This is a genomic window from Streptomyces zaehneri (genome assembly GCF_032248645.1).
GTDB classification, from domain to species: domain Bacteria; phylum Actinomycetota; class Actinomycetes; order Streptomycetales; family Streptomycetaceae; genus Streptomyces; species Streptomyces coriariae.
Genome location: NZ_JASTTJ010000001.1, coordinates 218,545 through 234,698, shown reverse-complemented (window position 1 = coordinate 234,698; position 16,154 = coordinate 218,545). Strand labels below are relative to the sequence as shown.

Here is a 16,154-nt window from a genome sequence, read left to right as displayed (position 1 = left end):
GGGGTCAGACCCGGGGCAGGGACTCCACTCCGATACCGCCCTCGATCGCGAGGATCCGGTGCAGTCGGGTGGCCACCAGCAGGCGTTGCATCTGCGGAGGCACCCCGCGCAGCACCAGGCGGCGGCCGCACCGGCCGGCCCTTCGGTGGACGCCCATGATGACGCCGAGTCCGGTGGCGTCCCACGAGTCCAGCTCGGACAGGTCGAGCACCAGGTCGCCGACTCCGTCGTCCACGGCAGTGTGCAGAGCCGTACGGGCATCCGCCGCGCTGCGAACGTCGAGACGACCCCCGACGACCAGCTCTACGTGGTCGCCCCTGATGTGCATAGCGCTCCCCTAAGCGTGCGTCTCGTGCTCCGCGGTGGTGGTGTCCGGTGTTGCATCCTCTGACTGCGGGAAGCGGCCGGAGGTTGCCGTCTGTGAGCGAACCGATACCGAATTCACTCGCAGGGGTGAGGCCCATGGGGCCTGTGCGGTTTCGGTGCCTGTAGAAGCCCTGCCCGCTCAGGCGTCCGATGTCACCGGCGTCAACCATCCGGCGCAGCCGCTCCGCATGCCTCTCGGCGGGAGATTAGCGGGCGTGAGGCGCTGTGTGACCGGTTAGTAACGCGGCTCACGTCTCAGGGCGTGAGACGCCGGTCACGTCGTCAATTACTGTCCGATTCACGCCGATTGGACCGGAACTGGCCGGGCGCCGACAGGAGTGACGAAGGGAACGGAACGGATCCTCCGGGACGGTCTAGATTGGCCGCATGGTCAATCTGACGCGCATCTACACGAGGACCGGCGACCAGGGCACCACCGCTCTCGGCGACATGAGCCGGGTCGCCAAGACCGACCTGCGGATCGCCGCGTACGCCGACGTCAACGAGGCGAACGCGGCGCTCGGCACGGCGCTCGCGCTGGGTGGACTGGACGAGGAGCTCGGCGGGGTGCTCACCCGGGTCCAGAACGACCTGTTCGACGTGGGCGCGGACCTGTCGACACCGGTGGTGGAGAACCCGGAGTTCCCGCCCCTGCGGGTCGAGCAGTTCTACGTCGACCGTCTGGAGGCGGACTGCGACAGGTTCAACGAGCGGCTGGAGAAGCTGCGGTCGTTCATCCTGCCCGGCGGCACCCCGGGCGCGGCCCTGCTCCACCAGGCCTGCACGGTCGTCCGGCGGGCCGAACGCTCCACCTGGGCGGCGCTGGAGGCGCACGGTGAGCGGATGAACCCGCTCACCGCGACCTACCTCAACCGGCTCTCGGATCTGCTGTTCATCCTGGCCCGCACCGCCAACAAGGCGGTCGGCGACGTGCTCTGGGTGCCGGGCGGGGAGCGCTAGCTCATCTTGGCCGGTTCCCGCTCCGATCCGCCGTCCGATCCGCCGTCCGGTCCGGACTTCGGTCCGGACCCCGGTCCGGACTTCGGGAACAGGGTGTAGCTCCCGGCGATGACGAGGTTGATGCCGATCACCCACGTCATCCGCAGCTGCCACGCCCGCAACGATCGGGCCTCGCCGTCCCCGCCCACGTACCAGGCGGCCGCCTGAAGCAGTGCCACGGCGACCAGTGCGGCGAGGATCCAGCGGCCCGCGACCTTCCATTCGTGGACGGCGCGGGCCCTGCCGTACTTCGGCGGCCGCGCGGGCGGCGGGCCGCCGGCGAACCGGTGGGCGACCCGGGCGTCCGCCCACCTGACGGTGGAGTGGCCGAGGCCCACGGTGAAGCCGATGTACACCGCGGCGAGGCCGTGCCGCCAGTCCGGCTCGGCGCCGTTCCTGAGGTCGATCGCGCTCACCACGAACAGGACGACCTCCAGGAGCGGCTCGCACAGCAGCAGGGCCAGCCCCAGACGCGGCATCCGGAACACGTACCGGAAGGCCAGTCCGGCGGCCAGCAGCACCCAGAAGGCCACCTCGCAGGCGATGATCAGTGCGACGATCACGGTTCACTCCTCTCGCTCCCCCTTCCAGGCTCCCGGCCGGGAGAGCGCGTCTCGTCGTCGTGGGTGACGAACTCGCGGTACATCGAAAGATGCAGTTCGGGACCGTTCCCGGGAAGCAGGCGGACGGGAGACGAGGCGTGTTGGATGGAGGACATGGCCGTCCGAGACCTGCGCCGCCCGCACCGCCCGCACCGCTTCGACGTGTACATCGCGGTCGGCGGGCTGCTCGGCGGGCTGCTGTTGGTCGCCATCGGCCTGGGCACCCGGCCGTCCGACGATCCGATCACGCTCCTCGACGGCCCCTGGCCGGTCCTGGTGCCGCTCTGCGTGATGGCCGGCTGTGAGGTGCTGCGCAGGGTCGCGCCGCGCACGGCCCTGCTGACCGGCACGGCCGCGATCGTCCTGGACACCCTGACCCAGGGCAACCTGTTCACGGTGCTGATGTACACCGACCTGATGTACGCGGCCGTCCTGTACGGCCCGCTCGCGTCGGCCCGCCGGATCCAGTGGATCACCGGACTGCTGACGGTGGCCGGGACGCTGGTGCCCTTCGCGGTGTGGCGGGTGCCCGAGGCCCTGCTCATCGGGGTGGTGGTCGGCATCGTGGCCTACGCGCCCGCCGCCACCGGCTGGATCGTGCGCAACCACCGCGACGCGGCCGAGGCGGCCCGGCTGCGGGCGGAACAGACCGCGCTGCTCGCCGAGATGGACCGCACCCAGGCCGTCACGACAGAACGGGCTCGGATGGCAAGGGAGTTGCACGACATGGTCGCCAACCACCTGTCCGCGATCGCGATCCACTCGACGGCGGCGCTCTCGATCGACGACCCGGACACCTCCCGGCAGGCGCTGTCGGTCATCCGCGAGAACAGCGTCGAGGGGCTGGCGGAGATGCGGCGACTGATCGGGATCCTGCGCGACGGCAGCGGGGACCGCGAGCCCGCCGCGGCTCCCACCCTGGACGGCCTGGAGGCCCTGGTCGACGGTGCCCGCGCCAATGGTCTCGACGTCACCCTCGACCGCGAGCCCGGTGCGGTGCCGGCCCCCGTCGAACTCGCCGCCTACCGGATCGTCCAGGAGTCGCTGACCAACGCGCTCAAGCACGCCTGCCCCGGCCGGGTCAGCGTCGCCCTCACCCGGCGCGACGGGGTGCTCGACGTGCGGGTACGCAGTCCGTACGGCCATCGGGACGGGCCCCGCGCCCCTGGCTCCGGCGCCGGGCTCGTCGGCATGCGGGAGCGCGCGGCGCTGCTGGACGGCACGTTCGACGCCGGGCCGCAGGACTCGTACTGGACGGTGCGTGCCACGTTCCCCCGCACCGAAGGAGAGCCCGTATGAGCTCCGCCATCCGGGTCCTCGTCGCCGAGGACCAGTCCGCCGTACGCGCCGGGCTCGTCCTGATCCTGGGCAGCGCGTCCGACATCGAGGTGGTGGGCGAGGCGGCGGACGGGGAACAGGCGGTGGCGCTGGCCCGGGAGTTGCGGCCCGACCTGGTCCTGATGGACGTTCAGATGCCGCGTCTCGACGGGGTGTCGGCGACCCGGAAGGTCGTCGAGGAGGGGCTCGCGGACGTGCTGGTGCTGACCACCTTCGACCTCGACGAGTACGTGTTCGGGGCGCTGCGGGCGGGTGCGGCGGGGTTCCTGCTGAAGAACACGGAGGCCGGGGATCTCCTGGCGGCGGTCCGTACCGTGGCGGCCGGGGAGGGGCTGATCGCTCCCGCGGTGACCCGCCGGCTGATCGCCGAGTTCGCCGCGAAGCCGGCGCGGGCGCCGAAGGCCGACCCCGCCGTTCTGGACGCCCTCACCCGGCGCGAGCGCGAGGTGCTGGCCTGTCTGGGCGAGGGGCTGTCCAACGCGGGTGTCGCCGGGCGCCTCGACATGGCGGAGGCGACGGTGAAGACGCACGTCAGCCGTCTGCTGGGGAAGCTGGAGCTACGCAGTCGGGTGCAAGCGGCTGTGTTGGCGCAGGAGTTGGGGATCCGGGCGGGATCCGAGGGGGCTCCGGAGGTTTAGCGGGCCGCAGTGGTCCAGACCTATTGACCTGTGGTCCAGACCTTTCTATTCTCGCGGCACCGTGGGCGTGAAGGCTCAGTCACGCCCCCCGACTCCCCCCGAGGAGGCGCAGGATGCGCTTCAGACACAGAGCCGCGGCAGGGTTCGCGACGCTGCTGCTCCCGCTGGCCGGCCTGGTCGGCCTCGCGAGCCCCGCTCAGGCCGCCACGACCGCCACCGCCACCTATACCAAGGCATCGGACTGGGGCACCGGCTTCGAGGGCAAGTGGACGGTGAAGAACACCGGCACCACCGCCATCAGTTCATGGACGGTCGAGTGGGACTTCCCCTCCGGCACCTCCGTCACCTCCGCCTGGGACGCCGACGTCACGTCCGCCGGCACCCACTGGACCGCCAAGAACAAGTCCTGGAACGGCACCCTCGCCGCGGGCGCCTCCGTCTCCTTCGGCTTCAACGGCGCGGGCGCCGGCTCCCCGTCCAACTGCAAGCTCAACGGCGACAGTTGTGACGGCACCACGGTCCCGGGCGACGCCTCCCCGTCCGCCCCGGGCACCCCGACCGCCTCCGCCCTCACCGACACCTCGGTGAAGCTGACCTGGTCCGCCGCCACCGACGACAAGGGCGTCAAGAACTACGACGTCCTGCGCGACGGCGCCAAGGTCGCCACGGTCACGACGACCTCGTACACGGACAGCGGTCTGACGGCCGGCACCGACTACTCCTACACCGTCCAGGCCCGTGACACCGCCGAGCAGACCGGCCCGGTCAGCGGCGCGGTCGCGGTCCACACCACGGGCGGCGGCACCACTCCCCCGACCACCGGTTCCAAGGTCAAGCTCGGCTACTTCACCGAGTGGGGCATCTACGGCCGCAACTACAACGTCAAGAACCTGGTGACGTCCGGTTCGGCCGCGAAGATCACGCACATCAACTACGCGTTCGGCAACGTGACAGGCGGCCAGTGCGCGATCGGCGACTCCTACGCCGACTACGACAAGGCCTTCACCGCGGACCAGTCGGTCAGCGGCGTCGCCGACACGTGGGACCAGCCGCTGCGCGGCAACTTCAACCAGCTGCGCCAGCTGAAGGCCAAGTACCCGAACATCAAGGTGCTCTGGTCCTTCGGCGGCTGGACCTGGTCCGGCGGCTTCGCCCAGGCCGCGGCCAACCCGGCGGCGTTCGCGCAGTCCTGCTACAACCTGGTCGAGGACCCGCGCTGGGCCGACGTCTTCGACGGCATCGACATCGACTGGGAGTACCCGAACGCCTGCGGTCTGTCCTGCGACACCAGCGGGGCGGCGGCCTACAAGAACCTGATGCAGGCCCTGCGCGCCAAGTTCGGCACGGGCAACCTGGTCACCGCGGCCACCACCGCCGACGGCACCTCAGGCGGCAAGGTCGACGCCGCCGACTACGCGGGCGCCGCACAGTACGTCGACTGGTACAACGTGATGACGTACGACTTCTTCGGCGCGTTCGACGCGGACGGCCCGACCGCCCCGCACTCCCCGCTCACCACGTACAGCGGCATCCCGCAGACCGGGTTCACCACGGCCGACGCGATCGCCAAGTTCAAGTCGAAGGGAGTGGCCGCGAGCAAGCTCCTCGTCGGCATCGGCTTCTACGGGCGCGGCTGGACCGGAGTCACCCAGGCGGCACCCGGCGGCACGGCGACCGGTCCCGCGGCCGGCACCTACGAGCAGGGCATCGAGGACTACAAGGTCCTCAAGACGTCCTGCCCAACCAACGGCACCATCGCCGGCACGGCATACGCCTACTGCGGCAACAACTGGTGGTCGTACGACACCCCGGCCACCATCGCCGGCAAGATGACCTGGGCCAAGAACCAGGGTCTGGGCGGCGCGTTCTTCTGGGAGTTCAGCGGAGACACCAGCAACGGCGAGCTGGTGAGCGCCATCAACAGCGGACTGTCGTAACCGTCGTAGAAAAGTCCGCGTGATCCATCCACGTTGACTCTCCTCCAGACTTCACTTCGTCTGGGGGAGAGTGAATGCGGTTACGCCACATTCACTCGCTGTCCGGGCGGGGCCGCCTCGAGCCACGCAAGAAAACCGGTCAGCGCGTCTTCGCTCATCGCGAGTTCGAGACGCGTGCCCCGGTGCACACAGGTGAGGATCACCGCGTCGGACAGCAGCGCCAGCTCCTCCTCGCCCTCGGGAAGACGACGGCCGGCCACCTCGATCGAACCGCGCTCCAGCACCCGGCGCGGGCGGTAGGCGTACGAGAAGACGCGGTACCACTCGATGCGGTCGCCGTTGTAGCGGGCGACCCCGTAGCTCCAGCCCTTTCCGCTCGTGTCCGGTTTCTCGGAGACGTCCCAGCGCAGGGAACAGTCGAAGGTGCCGCCGGACCGCTGGATGAGTCTGCGGCGCAGGCCGAAGACGAACAACCCCAGCGCCACCAGGGCCACGACGATTCCGCACACAGTCAGAGCGAGGACCATCGACACCGACCTCCTCGTCTCCTAGGTACCGAAAATAGGTAACGGAACGGAAAAAACATCCATATCTGCCTCAGCCGCGGTCGGCTCCGGATTGCTCCGGTGCCGACCGCGGCTGAGTGACGTCAAGCGGTTACACGCTGGCTCAGCGCGAGGCCGCCGCACGCAGTCGTACGTCCGCGCGACGCTCGGCGGCGGCATCGCCCTCCGCCTTCGCGCGCTCGAGTTCCCGCTCCACGCGCTGGACGTCGATCTCGTCCGAAAGCTCGGCGATCTCGGCCAGCAGCGACAACTTGTTGTCCGCGAACGAGATGAAACCGCCGTGCACCGCGGCGACGACCGTTCCACCATCACTCGTACGGATGGTCACCGGGCCCGACTCCAGCACACCGAGCAGCGGCTGGTGACCGGGCATGACGCCGATGTCGCCCGACGTGGTGCGCGCGACGACCAGGGTGGCCTCGCCGGACCAGACCTCTCGGTCGGCCGCGACCAGCGCGACGTGCAGCTCAGCAGCCAAGGTGGCTCCTCGGGTCACCACCCGGCTTTCCTGCCGGGTGTTGCGTATAAGTCTAGTAGGGCTCCGAGCACCAAAGTGCCGGGGTCCCGCCCCAGGACTCTGCCGGGGGTCCGGGGGGTGTCTCCCGGAAGATACGGCGTGGGCGTACGAAGAGGGGCGGGACGCACCCGCCCCTCTTCAAGAGCACGAGGCTCAGGAAACGCCGAGCTCCTTGGCGTTGGCCTTGAGGTCCTCAATGCCACCGCACAGGAAGAACGCCTGCTCCGGGAAGTGGTCGTACTCGCCGTCGATGATCGCGTTGAACGCGGTGATCGACTCGTCCAGCGGGACGTCCGACCCGTCGACGCCGGTGAACTGCTTGGCGACGTGGGTGTTCTGGGACAGGAAGCGCTCCACGCGACGGGCACGGTGGACGGTGAGCTTGTCCTCCTCGCCCAGCTCGTCGATACCGAGGATCGCGATGATGTCCTGGAGGTCCTTGTACTTCTGCAGGACCGTCTTGACGCGCATCGCGGTGTTGTAGTGGTCCGCCGCGATGTAGCGGGGGTCCAGGATGCGGGACGTGGAGTCCAGCGGGTCCACGGCCGGGTAGATGCCCTTCTCGGAGATCGGACGGGAGAGAACCGTCGTCGCGTCGAGGTGGGCGAACGTGGTGGCCGGGGCCGGGTCGGTCAGGTCGTCCGCGGGGACGTAGATCGCCTGCATCGAGGTGATCGAGTGACCACGGGTCGAGGTGATGCGCTCCTGGAGGAGACCCATCTCGTCGGCCAGGTTCGGCTGGTAGCCCACCGCGGAGGGCATCCGGCCGAGCAGGGTCGAGACCTCGGAACCGGCCTGGGTGAAGCGGAAGATGTTGTCGATGAAGAACAGCACGTCCTGCTTCTGCACATCGCGGAAGTACTCCGCCATGGTCAGACCGGCCAGGGCCACGCGCAGACGGGTGCCCGGGGGCTCGTCCATCTGGCCGAAGACCAGGGCGGTCTTGTCGATGACGCCCGAGTCGGCCATCTCCTCGATGAGGTCGTTGCCCTCACGGGTGCGCTCACCGACACCGGCGAACACGGAGACGCCGTCGTGGTTGTTGGCGACGCGGTAGATCATCTCCTGGATGAGCACCGTCTTGCCGACGCCGGCACCACCGAACAGACCGATCTTGCCGCCCTTGACGTACGGGGTCAGCAGGTCGATGACCTTGACGCCGGTCTCGAACATCTCGGTCTTCGACTCGAGCTCGTCGAAGTTCGGGGCCTTGCGGTGGATGGACCAGCGCTCGCCCGTGTACTTCTCGTCGACGTTCAGCACCTCACCGAGGGTGTTGAACACCTTGCCCTTGGTGAAGTCGCCGACCGGGACGGTGATGCCCGTGCCGGTGTCGGTGACCGGGGCCTGGCGGACCAGACCGTCGGTGGGCTGCATCGAGATCGTGCGGACCAGGCCGTCACCCAGGTGCTGGGCGACCTCCAGGGTCAGCGTCTTCTTCTCGCCGGCGAGGGCCGGGTCGGCCACCTCGACGTGAAGGGCGTTGTAGATCTCCGGCATGGCGTCGACGGGGAATTCCACGTCGACGACCGGGCCGATGACCCGGGCGACGCGGCCCGTGGCAACGGCCGTCTCAACTGTCGTCGTCATTACCTGTCACTCCCCGCGGTCGCGTCGGCCAGGGCTGCGGAGCCACCGACGATCTCGCTGATTTCCTGGGTGATTTCGGCCTGGCGGGCCGCGTTGGCAAGGCGGGAGAGCGTCTCGATGAGCTCTCCTGCGTTGTCGGTGGCCGACTTCATCGCGCGCCGCGTGGCGGCGTGCTTCGAGGCTGCCGACTGGAGGAGAGCGTTGTAGACGCGGCTCTCCACATACCGCGGCAGAAGGGCGTCGAGGACGTCCTCCGCCGAGGGCTCGAAGTCGTACAGCGGAAGGATCTCGCCCTTCGGCGCCGACTCCTTGGCAACCTCGTCGAGGCTGAGCGGCAGCAGACGGTCATCGAGCGCCGTCTGCGTCATCATCGAGACGAACTCGGTGAAGACGATGTGGAGTTCATCCACGCCGCCCTCGGCCGTGTCCTTCTCGATCGCCTCGATCAGCGGACCCGCGACCTTCTTGGCGTCCGCGTACGAAGGCTCGTCCGTGAAGCCCGACCACGACTCCACGACCTTGCGCTCACGGAAGTTGTAGTGCGCGAGACCACGCCGGCCGACGATGTACGTGTCGACCTGCTTGCCCTCGGCCTCGAGGCGTGCCGTCAGCTGTTCCGCGGCCTTGATGGCGTTGGAGTTGAAGGCGCCGGCGAGACCACGGTCGCTCGTGAGGAGCAGCACCGCGGACCGCACGACCGTCTCGGCCTGCGTGGTCAGCGGGTGCTTCGTGTTCGAGCCGGTACCGACCGCCGTGACCGCGCGGGTGAGCTCGGTCGCGTACGGCGTGGAGGCCGCCACCTTGCGCTGTGCCTTGACGACACGCGAGGCGGCGATCATCTCCATCGCCTTGGTGATCTTCTTGGTCGCGGTGACGGATCGGATGCGACGCTTGTAGACCCGGAGCTGGGCTCCCATGAGTCAGGTCCCTTCCTTACGTCACTTGGCCGCGGCCGGGGCGTCCTCGCCGAGAAGCTTGCCGTCCGAGGTCTCGAACTGCTTCTTGAACTCGGCGATCGCGTCGGCAATGGCGATGAGGGTGTCGTCCGACATCTTGCCGCCCTCCTTGATGGAGGTCATGAGGCCCTGCTCCTTGCGGTGCAGGTACTCCAGGAGCTCCTTCTCGAAGCGGCGGACGTCGGCGACCGGAACGTCGTCCATCTTGCCGGTGGTACCGGCCCACACGGAGACGACCTGGTCCTCGGTCGGCATGGGCTGGTACTGAGCCTGCTTGAGCAGCTCGACCAGTCGCTGACCGCGCTCCAGCTGGGACTTCGACGCGGCGTCCAGGTCGGAACCGAAGGCGGCGAACGCCTCCAGCTCACGGTACTGGGCGAGGTCGAGGCGCAGACGGCCGGAAACCTGCTTCATCGCCTTGTGCTGCGCGGAACCACCGACTCGGGAGACGGAGATACCGACGTTCAGCGCGGGGCGCTGACCGGCGTTGAACAGGTCCGACTCCAGGAAGCACTGGCCGTCGGTGATGGAGATGACGTTGGTCGGGATGAACGCCGAGACGTCGTTGGCCTTCGTCTCGACGATCGGCAGACCGGTCATCGAGCCGGCGCCCAGGTCGTCGGAGAGCTTCGCGCAGCGCTCCAGCAGACGGGAGTGCAGGTAGAAGACGTCGCCCGGGTAGGCCTCACGGCCCGGCGGGCGGCGCAGCAGCAGCGACACGGCGCGGTAGGCGTCGGCCTGCTTCGAGAGGTCGTCGAAGATGATGAGGACGTGCTTGCCCTCGTACATCCACTGCTGACCGATGGCCGAACCGGTGTACGGCGCCAGGTACTTGAAGCCGGCCGGGTCGGACGCCGGGGCGGCGACGATGGTCGTGTACTCCAGCGCGCCGGCCTCTTCGAGGGCGCCACGCACGGAGGCGATGGTCGAGCCCTTCTGGCCGATGGCGACGTAGACGCAGCGGACCTGCTTGTTCACGTCACCGGAGCGCCAGTTGTCGCGCTGGTTGATGATCGTGTCGACGGCCAGGGCGGTCTTGCCGGTCTGGCGGTCACCGATGATCAGCTGACGCTGACCACGGCCGACCGGGGTCATCGCGTCGACGGCCTTGTAGCCGGTCTCCATGGGCTCGTGGACCGACTTACGGGCCATGACACCCGGAGCCTGGAGCTCCAGGGCACGGCGGCCGGACGTCTCGATCTCGCCGAGGCCGTCGATCGGGTTGCCGAGCGGGTCGACGACACGGCCGAGGTAGCCCTCGCCGACGGCGACGGACAGGACCTCTCCCGTGCGGGTGACCGGCTGGCCCTCCTCGACGCCGCTGAACTCGCCGAGGATGACGGTACCGATCTCGCGCTCTTCGAGGTTGAGCGCGAGGCCGAGGGTGCCGTCCTCGAACTTCAGCAGTTCGTTGGCCATGGCCGAGGGAAGGCCCTCGACCTTCGCGATGCCGTCGCCGGCAAGGGTGACCGTACCGACCTCCTCGCGCGAGGCCGCGTCCGGCTTGTACGACTGGACAAAGTTCTCCAGCGCATCCCGGATCTCCTCCGGCCGGATCGTGAGCTCCGCCATCTGGGTTCCCTGCTCTCCTTGTTGGGCCCGAAGTTTCACTTTGGGGGGATGGGGACTCCCCCCTGAAAGAGGTGAATCCTCTGCACGGCCCAACCAGGGCCGCCATCAGTTCGTACTGCGGTCTTGAGTTGCTGCTAGTTCGCCATGCGGCGGGCGGCGTCCTCGATGCGGTCCGCGAGGGAGCCGTTGATCACTTCGTCACCGACCTGCACCCGGATCCCGCCGAGGACCGCGGGGTCCACGTCGAGGTTGAGGTGCATCGGGCGGCCGTAGAGCTTGGCGAGGGCGGCGCCGAGGCGCTGCTTCTGCGGGTCGCTCAGCGGTACCGCCGAGGTGACGACGGCGACCATGCGGTCCCGGCGCTCCGCGGCGAGCCGGGACAGGGACTCGAGGCCCGCTTCCAGGCTACGTCCCCGGGGCGCGGTCACGAGGCGCGTCACCAGTCGCTCGGTGGCCGCGTCGGCCCGGCCGCCGAGCAGGCTGCGCAGCAGCTCGCTCTTGGCCGAGGCGGTGGCCTTCCGGTTGGTCAGTGCGGCGCGCAGCTCGGTGTTCGAGGAGACGATCCGTCCGAAGCGGAACAGCTCGTCCTCGACGTTGTCGAGCCTGCCGGCCTTCTGCGCGGCGGTGAGGTCGGCGATGTTCGCCAGCTCCTCCAGCACGTCCACCAGGTCGCGGGACTGCGACCAGCGCGAACGCACCGTGCCGGACACCAGGTCGGCGGTGGCACCGCTGATCTGGGCGCCGAGCAGGCGCTGGACCAGCTCGGCCTTGGCCTCGCCGGCCTGCGCCGGGTCGGTGAGGACCCGACGCAGCGAGACCTCGCGGTCGAGCAGCGCGGTGACTGCCGCCAGCTCGTCGGCGAGCTGCGCCGCGTCCACGGACGTGGAGTCCGTCAGCGCGTCGAGACGCTCACGGGCTGCTGCGAATGCCTCGCGGCTCGCTCCGTGTGCGGTCATCGAGACGCCTCGGCCTTCTCCTCGAGGTCGTCGAGGAAGCGGTCGATGACGCGGCTCTGGCGGGCGTGGTCGTCGAGGGACTCCCCGACGAGCTTGCCGGCCAGATCGGTGGCGAGCTTGCCGACGTCCTGACGCAGCGCGGACGCGGCGGCCTTGCGGTCCGCCTCGATCTGGCTGTGCCCGGCGGCGACGATCTCCTCGCGCTGGCGCTGGCCTTCCGCACGCATCTCGGTGATGAGTGCGGCGCCCTGCTCCTGCGCCTCCTGGCGCAGCCGCGCGGCCTCGTGACGAGCCTCGGCGAGCTGGGCCTTGTACTGCTCCAGAACGCTCTGGGCCTCAGTGCGAGCAATCTCGGCCTGTTCGATCCCGCCCTCGATGGCTTCGCGACGCTCTTCCAGAACCTTGTTGATGTTCGGAAGGAGCTTCTTGCCCAGGACGAAGAACACGATCGCGAACGCGATCAGACCGATGACGAGCTCGGGGATCTCCGGGATCAGAGGATTCTGGGCCTCCTCCTCAGCCGCGATTTGCAGCAAGGGCGAGATCACATCAGTTCCTTCCGTGGAATTCTCTCGTCGGCGTAGACCGGATCAGGACGTCGGGTAGACGAAGCCCATGACCAGACCGATCAGGGCGAGCGCCTCACAGAGGACGAAGCCGAGGATCTGGTTCTGACGGATCAGGCCGGCGGCCTCGGGCTGGCGAGCCAGCGCCTGGGTGCCGTTACCGAAGATGATGCCAACGCCGACGCCGGGGCCGATGGCCGCGAGACCGTAGCCGATGGCAGCGAGGTTGCCCTTGATTTCGACCGCGGCGAGGGTGTCGAGAGCGGACATGCCGTAACTTCCTTCTCTTTACACAGGCCGGTGGGGGTTGGCCACCGGAAGTTCAGGGGATGTTGATCAGGTGCTCAGTGGTGCTTGGCGAGCGCGCCCTGGATGTAGCTGCAGGACAGGAGGATGAAGACGTAGGCCTGAAGGGCCTGGATGAACAGCTCGAAGACCGTCATCACGATGACCATCAGGAACGAGACCGCCGAGTAGGCGATGCCGATGCCGTTGAGCAGGTACCAGGTTCCGATCGTGAAGATCAGGATCAGGACGTGCCCGGCGAACATGTTGGCGAAGAGCCGGACGGCGTGGGTGAACGGCCGGATGAACACGTTCGACAGGAACTCGAAGAACATGACCATCGGGAACACCGGGCCGAGCGACGGGTCGTAGCCCGTGATGTTCTTCCAACCACCGATGAAACCGTGGCGCTTGAACGTCACGCTCATCCACACGATGTAGACGAGAGCCGCGAGACCGACCGGGAACGCGATGACCGCGGTGGCCGGGAACTGCGCGATCGGGACGATCGACCACAGGTTCATGATCCAGATGAAGAAGAACAGCGAGAACATCAGCGGGACGTACTTCTCGCCCTCGCGCTTGCCGATCGTCTCGTAGACGACGCCACGACGGACGAAGTCGTAACCCGCCTCGCCGACCATCTGGAGCTTGCCGGGGATCAGCTTCGGCTTGTTGAAGGCCGCCCAGAAGAATCCGATGACGATGACGGTGCTCACCAGCGAGAGCAGCATCGGCTTGTTGAATTCGATGCCGCCGACGGTGAAGAGCGGTTCGAAGAGGAACGAGTGCAGGCCGGGGGTCGGGAAACCGCACCCGTCGAAAATATGACAGTCGGTCTCGAAGGCGAGCGTCTTGGCGTTACTCACCGCGAGCTCCTTCAGCGTGGCGCATGGGTACGGCAACCTCGATGTGTCGGCGCGGCCTGCGACCGCGGGACGGCACTGGACTGGACTTGCGGATGTGGGGGCGGCGACTGGGCTCCGAACCGTGAGACGTCACAGGCTCGACTGCCGCCCGCGCCAGCTCTGCCGCAGTTGTGGCGAGACCATAGCAAAAGAGCGGAAGTCCCTTTACACCGGCCCTACAGGTCACGACGACGTCCGAGCGGAATCCGGCTCGACGTAGAGGACCTTGGCCTTCATGTGCGAGACCACCTGGGCGGCGATCCACACCAGGGTGGCCGCCAGCAGCGTGAAGGCGAAGCATTTCGGGTTGAAGACCGAGGTCCCCTTGAACATGATCAGCACGATCATCAGCAGCAGGATCTGGGTGGTGTAGAGCAACAGCCCCATCGACTGGAACAGATGGGGAAGCTGGCGCGCGGTGCGCAGCAGCACCACCAGACCGCCGCCCATGAACAGCAGGACGAGAGCCGCACCGAACACGGCGCCGAGCGCTCCCTTGCCGCCGGCGACGGCGGCGCTCACCGCGACTCCCGCCACACCCGCGGTTGCGGTGGGCAGGGCGCAGTGCAGGAGTGTTCGTACGTCGTTGGACTGCATGGCGGCAACTCCGCATTCAAGGGGGGCAGGGTGTCGTCATGGACGAGCGTAGTCCCGGCCCGAGGGGCGAGAGACCTCACGCCACCTCACTCCAATGAACCGTCGTAGTGCGGTCCTTCGGCTCTGTCCGGGGGGTTCTCGTGAACCGTATCACAAACTATTTGATGAGGTCTTTACCTGGCGGGTGTGCCTACTGTCACACATGAGAGTGACAGTGCGCGTCTGTGCGGAAACGGGGAGGTCTTGTCTGGTATTGGGGTGCTTTGCCCCGCACCGGTTCTCCCACGACTTGGCAATGCTCTAGTCAGATTCTTACCTTGGAGCTGCCCCGGCCGCCGATCGCGGTGGCCCCGTTCGCCCCTGCCACCCCCACCGTCACAGGGCTCTGCGCGTCGACGGCGGCGGCGGGCTGCTCGGAACCGGCCGGCTCGTGCCGCCCGGCGGCCGCCTCGGAGTCCTGCGCCTGGGCCTCCTGCGCCTGGGCCTCCTGCGCCTCGGCCGACAGGCCGCGCCGACGCCGGTAACGCGGCGGCACGAAGGCCTCGGCCCAGCGCGGGGTGCGCGGCCGGAAGCGCGGCAGCAGGAGCAGCGCCAGACCGATCGCGCTGAGGATCACGACACCGAGGACGATCCACATGGAAGCCGCGTTGACGGAGTAGGTGAGGGCGCCGAACGCGATCAGCGCCGACCAGAAGTACATGATCAGCACCGCGCGGCTGTGCGAGTGCCCGATCTCCAGCAGCCGGTGGTGCAGATGCCCGCGGTCCGCGGCGAACGGCGACTGGCCACGCCAGGTACGGCGCACGATCGCCAGGATCAGGTCGGCCGCCGGGATCGCGATGATCGTCAACGGCATCAGCAGCGGGATGTAGACCGGCACCATCTGGTGCACCGCGTTGCGCTCGGAACCGGAGAACAGCCGCATGATGTCCGGGTCGACCTGCCCCGTGACGGAGATCGCGCCCGCCGCCAGCACCAGCCCGATCAGCATCGAGCCGGAGTCGCCCATGAAGATCCGCGCGGGATGCATGTTGTGCGGCAGGAAGCCCAGGCACATGCCCATCAGGATCGCCGCGAAGAGCGTCGCCGGGGCGGCCGCCTCGATGCCGTACGAGTACCAGATGCGGTAGGCGTACATGAAGAACGCCGCCGAGGCGATGCACACCATGCCCGCCGCCAGGCCGTCGAGGCCGTCCACGAAGTTGACCGCGTTGATCGTGATGACCACCAGCGCGACCGTCAGCAGGGTGCCCTGCCACTGGGTCAGCGCGACCGTGCCGACCAGCGGCACCGGCAGCCACAGGATCGTCAGACCCTGCATGACCATGACGCCGGCGGCGATCATCTGGCCGCCCAGCTTGATCAGGGCGTCGATCTCGAACTTGTCGTCCAGGACGCCGATCAGCCAGATCAGCGCGGCCCCCGAGAGCAGGGCGCGCGGCTCGTTCGACTTCTCGAAGACCTCGTTGAGGTTGGTGAGATGGTCGGCGACCAGCAGACCGGCGCACAGACCGAAGAACATGGCGATCCCGCCGAGCCGCGGAGTGGGTTCCCGGTGCACGTCACGGGCCCTGATCTCCGGCATCGCTCCGGCCACGATCGCGAACTTCCGTACCGGCCCTGTCAGCAGATACGTCACCGCGGCCGTGATGCAGAGCGTCAGCAGGTATTCACGCACGGGCTTCCCCACAGGTCTCGCTGGCCATCTCAGTCCCACACCCTAGCGATCGACTACCGCACGGCGCATATGTGTAAGGACAA

The 16,154-nt window shown here is 68.2% G+C and carries 17 protein-coding genes; 4 read left to right on the top strand and 13 right to left on the bottom strand.

All coding sequences use genetic code 11. The features are described from left to right. Positions 1-4: 4 nt before the first annotated feature. Entirely contained in the window at positions 5-328 is a 324-nt protein-coding gene (locus QQM72_RS01100) for an STAS domain-containing protein (protein ID WP_020131168.1), read from the bottom strand. A 425-nt stretch (positions 329-753) separates the two neighbouring features. Between QQM72_RS01100 and QQM72_RS01095 the strand changes: the two genes are divergently transcribed. Next, a complete protein-coding gene (locus QQM72_RS01095) occupies positions 754-1,326 on the top strand; it encodes a cob(I)yrinic acid a,c-diamide adenosyltransferase (RefSeq protein WP_314218888.1) in 573 nt (190 codons plus the stop codon). On the opposite strand, the gene QQM72_RS01090 is transcribed toward QQM72_RS01095, so the two are convergent. Continuing rightward, positions 1,323-1,928, bottom strand: coding sequence for a hypothetical protein (locus tag QQM72_RS01090; RefSeq protein ID WP_314218887.1), 606 nt, complete (start codon positions 1,926-1,928; stop codon positions 1,323-1,325). The two genes, QQM72_RS01095 and QQM72_RS01090, sit on opposite strands and share 4 nt — an antisense overlap. Before the next feature lie 144 nt (positions 1,929-2,072). Between QQM72_RS01090 and QQM72_RS01085 the strand changes: the two genes are divergently transcribed. The 3 genes from QQM72_RS01085 (at position 2,073) to QQM72_RS01075 (ending at position 5,880) form a co-directional block, all read left to right on the top strand. Continuing rightward, positions 2,073-3,266, top strand: coding sequence for a histidine kinase (locus tag QQM72_RS01085; RefSeq protein WP_399075505.1), 1,194 nt, complete (start codon positions 2,073-2,075; stop codon positions 3,264-3,266). Further along, a complete protein-coding gene (locus QQM72_RS01080) occupies positions 3,263-3,943 on the top strand; it encodes a response regulator transcription factor (RefSeq protein WP_314218885.1) in 681 nt (226 codons plus the stop codon). The genes QQM72_RS01085 and QQM72_RS01080 overlap by 4 nt, the downstream gene beginning before the upstream one ends. 113 nt (positions 3,944-4,056) lie before the next feature. Continuing rightward, positions 4,057-5,880, top strand: a complete 1,824-nt coding sequence (locus tag QQM72_RS01075) for a glycoside hydrolase family 18 chitinase (protein WP_314218884.1) — start codon at positions 4,057-4,059, stop codon at positions 5,878-5,880. A gap of 80 nt (positions 5,881-5,960) precedes the next feature. Here the strand turns inward: QQM72_RS01075 and QQM72_RS01070 are convergent, their stop codons facing one another. The 11 genes from QQM72_RS01070 to QQM72_RS01020 form a co-directional block, all read right to left on the bottom strand. Further along, complete coding sequence (locus tag QQM72_RS01070; protein ID WP_020131174.1) at positions 5,961-6,407, bottom strand: DUF2550 domain-containing protein; 447 nt, start codon at positions 6,405-6,407, stop codon at positions 5,961-5,963. Between the two features lie 142 nt (positions 6,408-6,549). Then, positions 6,550-6,924 (bottom strand): F0F1 ATP synthase subunit epsilon, encoded by a 375-nt coding sequence (locus tag QQM72_RS01065; RefSeq protein ID WP_057584029.1) that lies wholly within the window; start codon positions 6,922-6,924, stop codon positions 6,550-6,552. A gap of 192 nt (positions 6,925-7,116) precedes the next feature. Continuing rightward, entirely contained in the window at positions 7,117-8,553 is a 1,437-nt protein-coding gene (gene atpD, locus QQM72_RS01060) for a F0F1 ATP synthase subunit beta (RefSeq protein WP_314218883.1), read from the bottom strand. Beyond that, the gene (locus QQM72_RS01055) at positions 8,553-9,470 is read right to left on the bottom strand and encodes a F0F1 ATP synthase subunit gamma (RefSeq protein ID WP_314218882.1); all 918 of its coding nucleotides are present in this window, start codon (positions 9,468-9,470) and stop codon (positions 8,553-8,555) included. The genes atpD and QQM72_RS01055 overlap by 1 nt, the downstream gene beginning before the upstream one ends. A gap of 21 nt (positions 9,471-9,491) precedes the next feature. Next, positions 9,492-11,081 carry a F0F1 ATP synthase subunit alpha gene (gene atpA, locus QQM72_RS01050; protein ID WP_267018398.1) on the bottom strand — a complete coding sequence of 530 codons (1,590 nt, stop codon included), beginning with the start codon at positions 11,079-11,081 and terminating at the stop codon, positions 9,492-9,494. 134 nt (positions 11,082-11,215) lie between these two features. Then, positions 11,216-12,037 (bottom strand): F0F1 ATP synthase subunit delta, encoded by an 822-nt coding sequence (locus QQM72_RS01045; RefSeq protein ID WP_314218881.1) that lies wholly within the window; start codon positions 12,035-12,037, stop codon positions 11,216-11,218. Beyond that, complete coding sequence (locus QQM72_RS01040) at positions 12,034-12,582, bottom strand: F0F1 ATP synthase subunit B (protein ID WP_107095541.1); 549 nt, start codon at positions 12,580-12,582, stop codon at positions 12,034-12,036. The genes QQM72_RS01045 and QQM72_RS01040 overlap by 4 nt, the downstream gene beginning before the upstream one ends. 45 nt (positions 12,583-12,627) lie before the next feature. After that, complete coding sequence (locus QQM72_RS01035) at positions 12,628-12,873, bottom strand: ATP synthase subunit c family protein (RefSeq protein WP_020131181.1); 246 nt, start codon at positions 12,871-12,873, stop codon at positions 12,628-12,630. Positions 12,874-12,947: 74 nt separating this feature from the next. Then, on the bottom strand, positions 12,948-13,757 hold the full coding sequence (gene atpB, locus QQM72_RS01030; RefSeq protein ID WP_020131182.1) for a F0F1 ATP synthase subunit A: 810 nt from the start codon (positions 13,755-13,757) through the stop codon (positions 12,948-12,950). Between the two features lie 222 nt (positions 13,758-13,979). Further along, positions 13,980-14,393 (bottom strand): hypothetical protein, encoded by a 414-nt coding sequence (locus QQM72_RS01025; RefSeq protein WP_314218880.1) that lies wholly within the window; start codon positions 14,391-14,393, stop codon positions 13,980-13,982. Positions 14,394-14,697: 304 nt separating this feature from the next. Beyond that, positions 14,698-16,071 carry an MraY family glycosyltransferase gene (locus QQM72_RS01020; protein ID WP_314218879.1) on the bottom strand — a complete coding sequence of 458 codons (1,374 nt, stop codon included), beginning with the start codon at positions 16,069-16,071 and terminating at the stop codon, positions 14,698-14,700. Positions 16,072-16,154 lie beyond the last annotated feature (83 nt).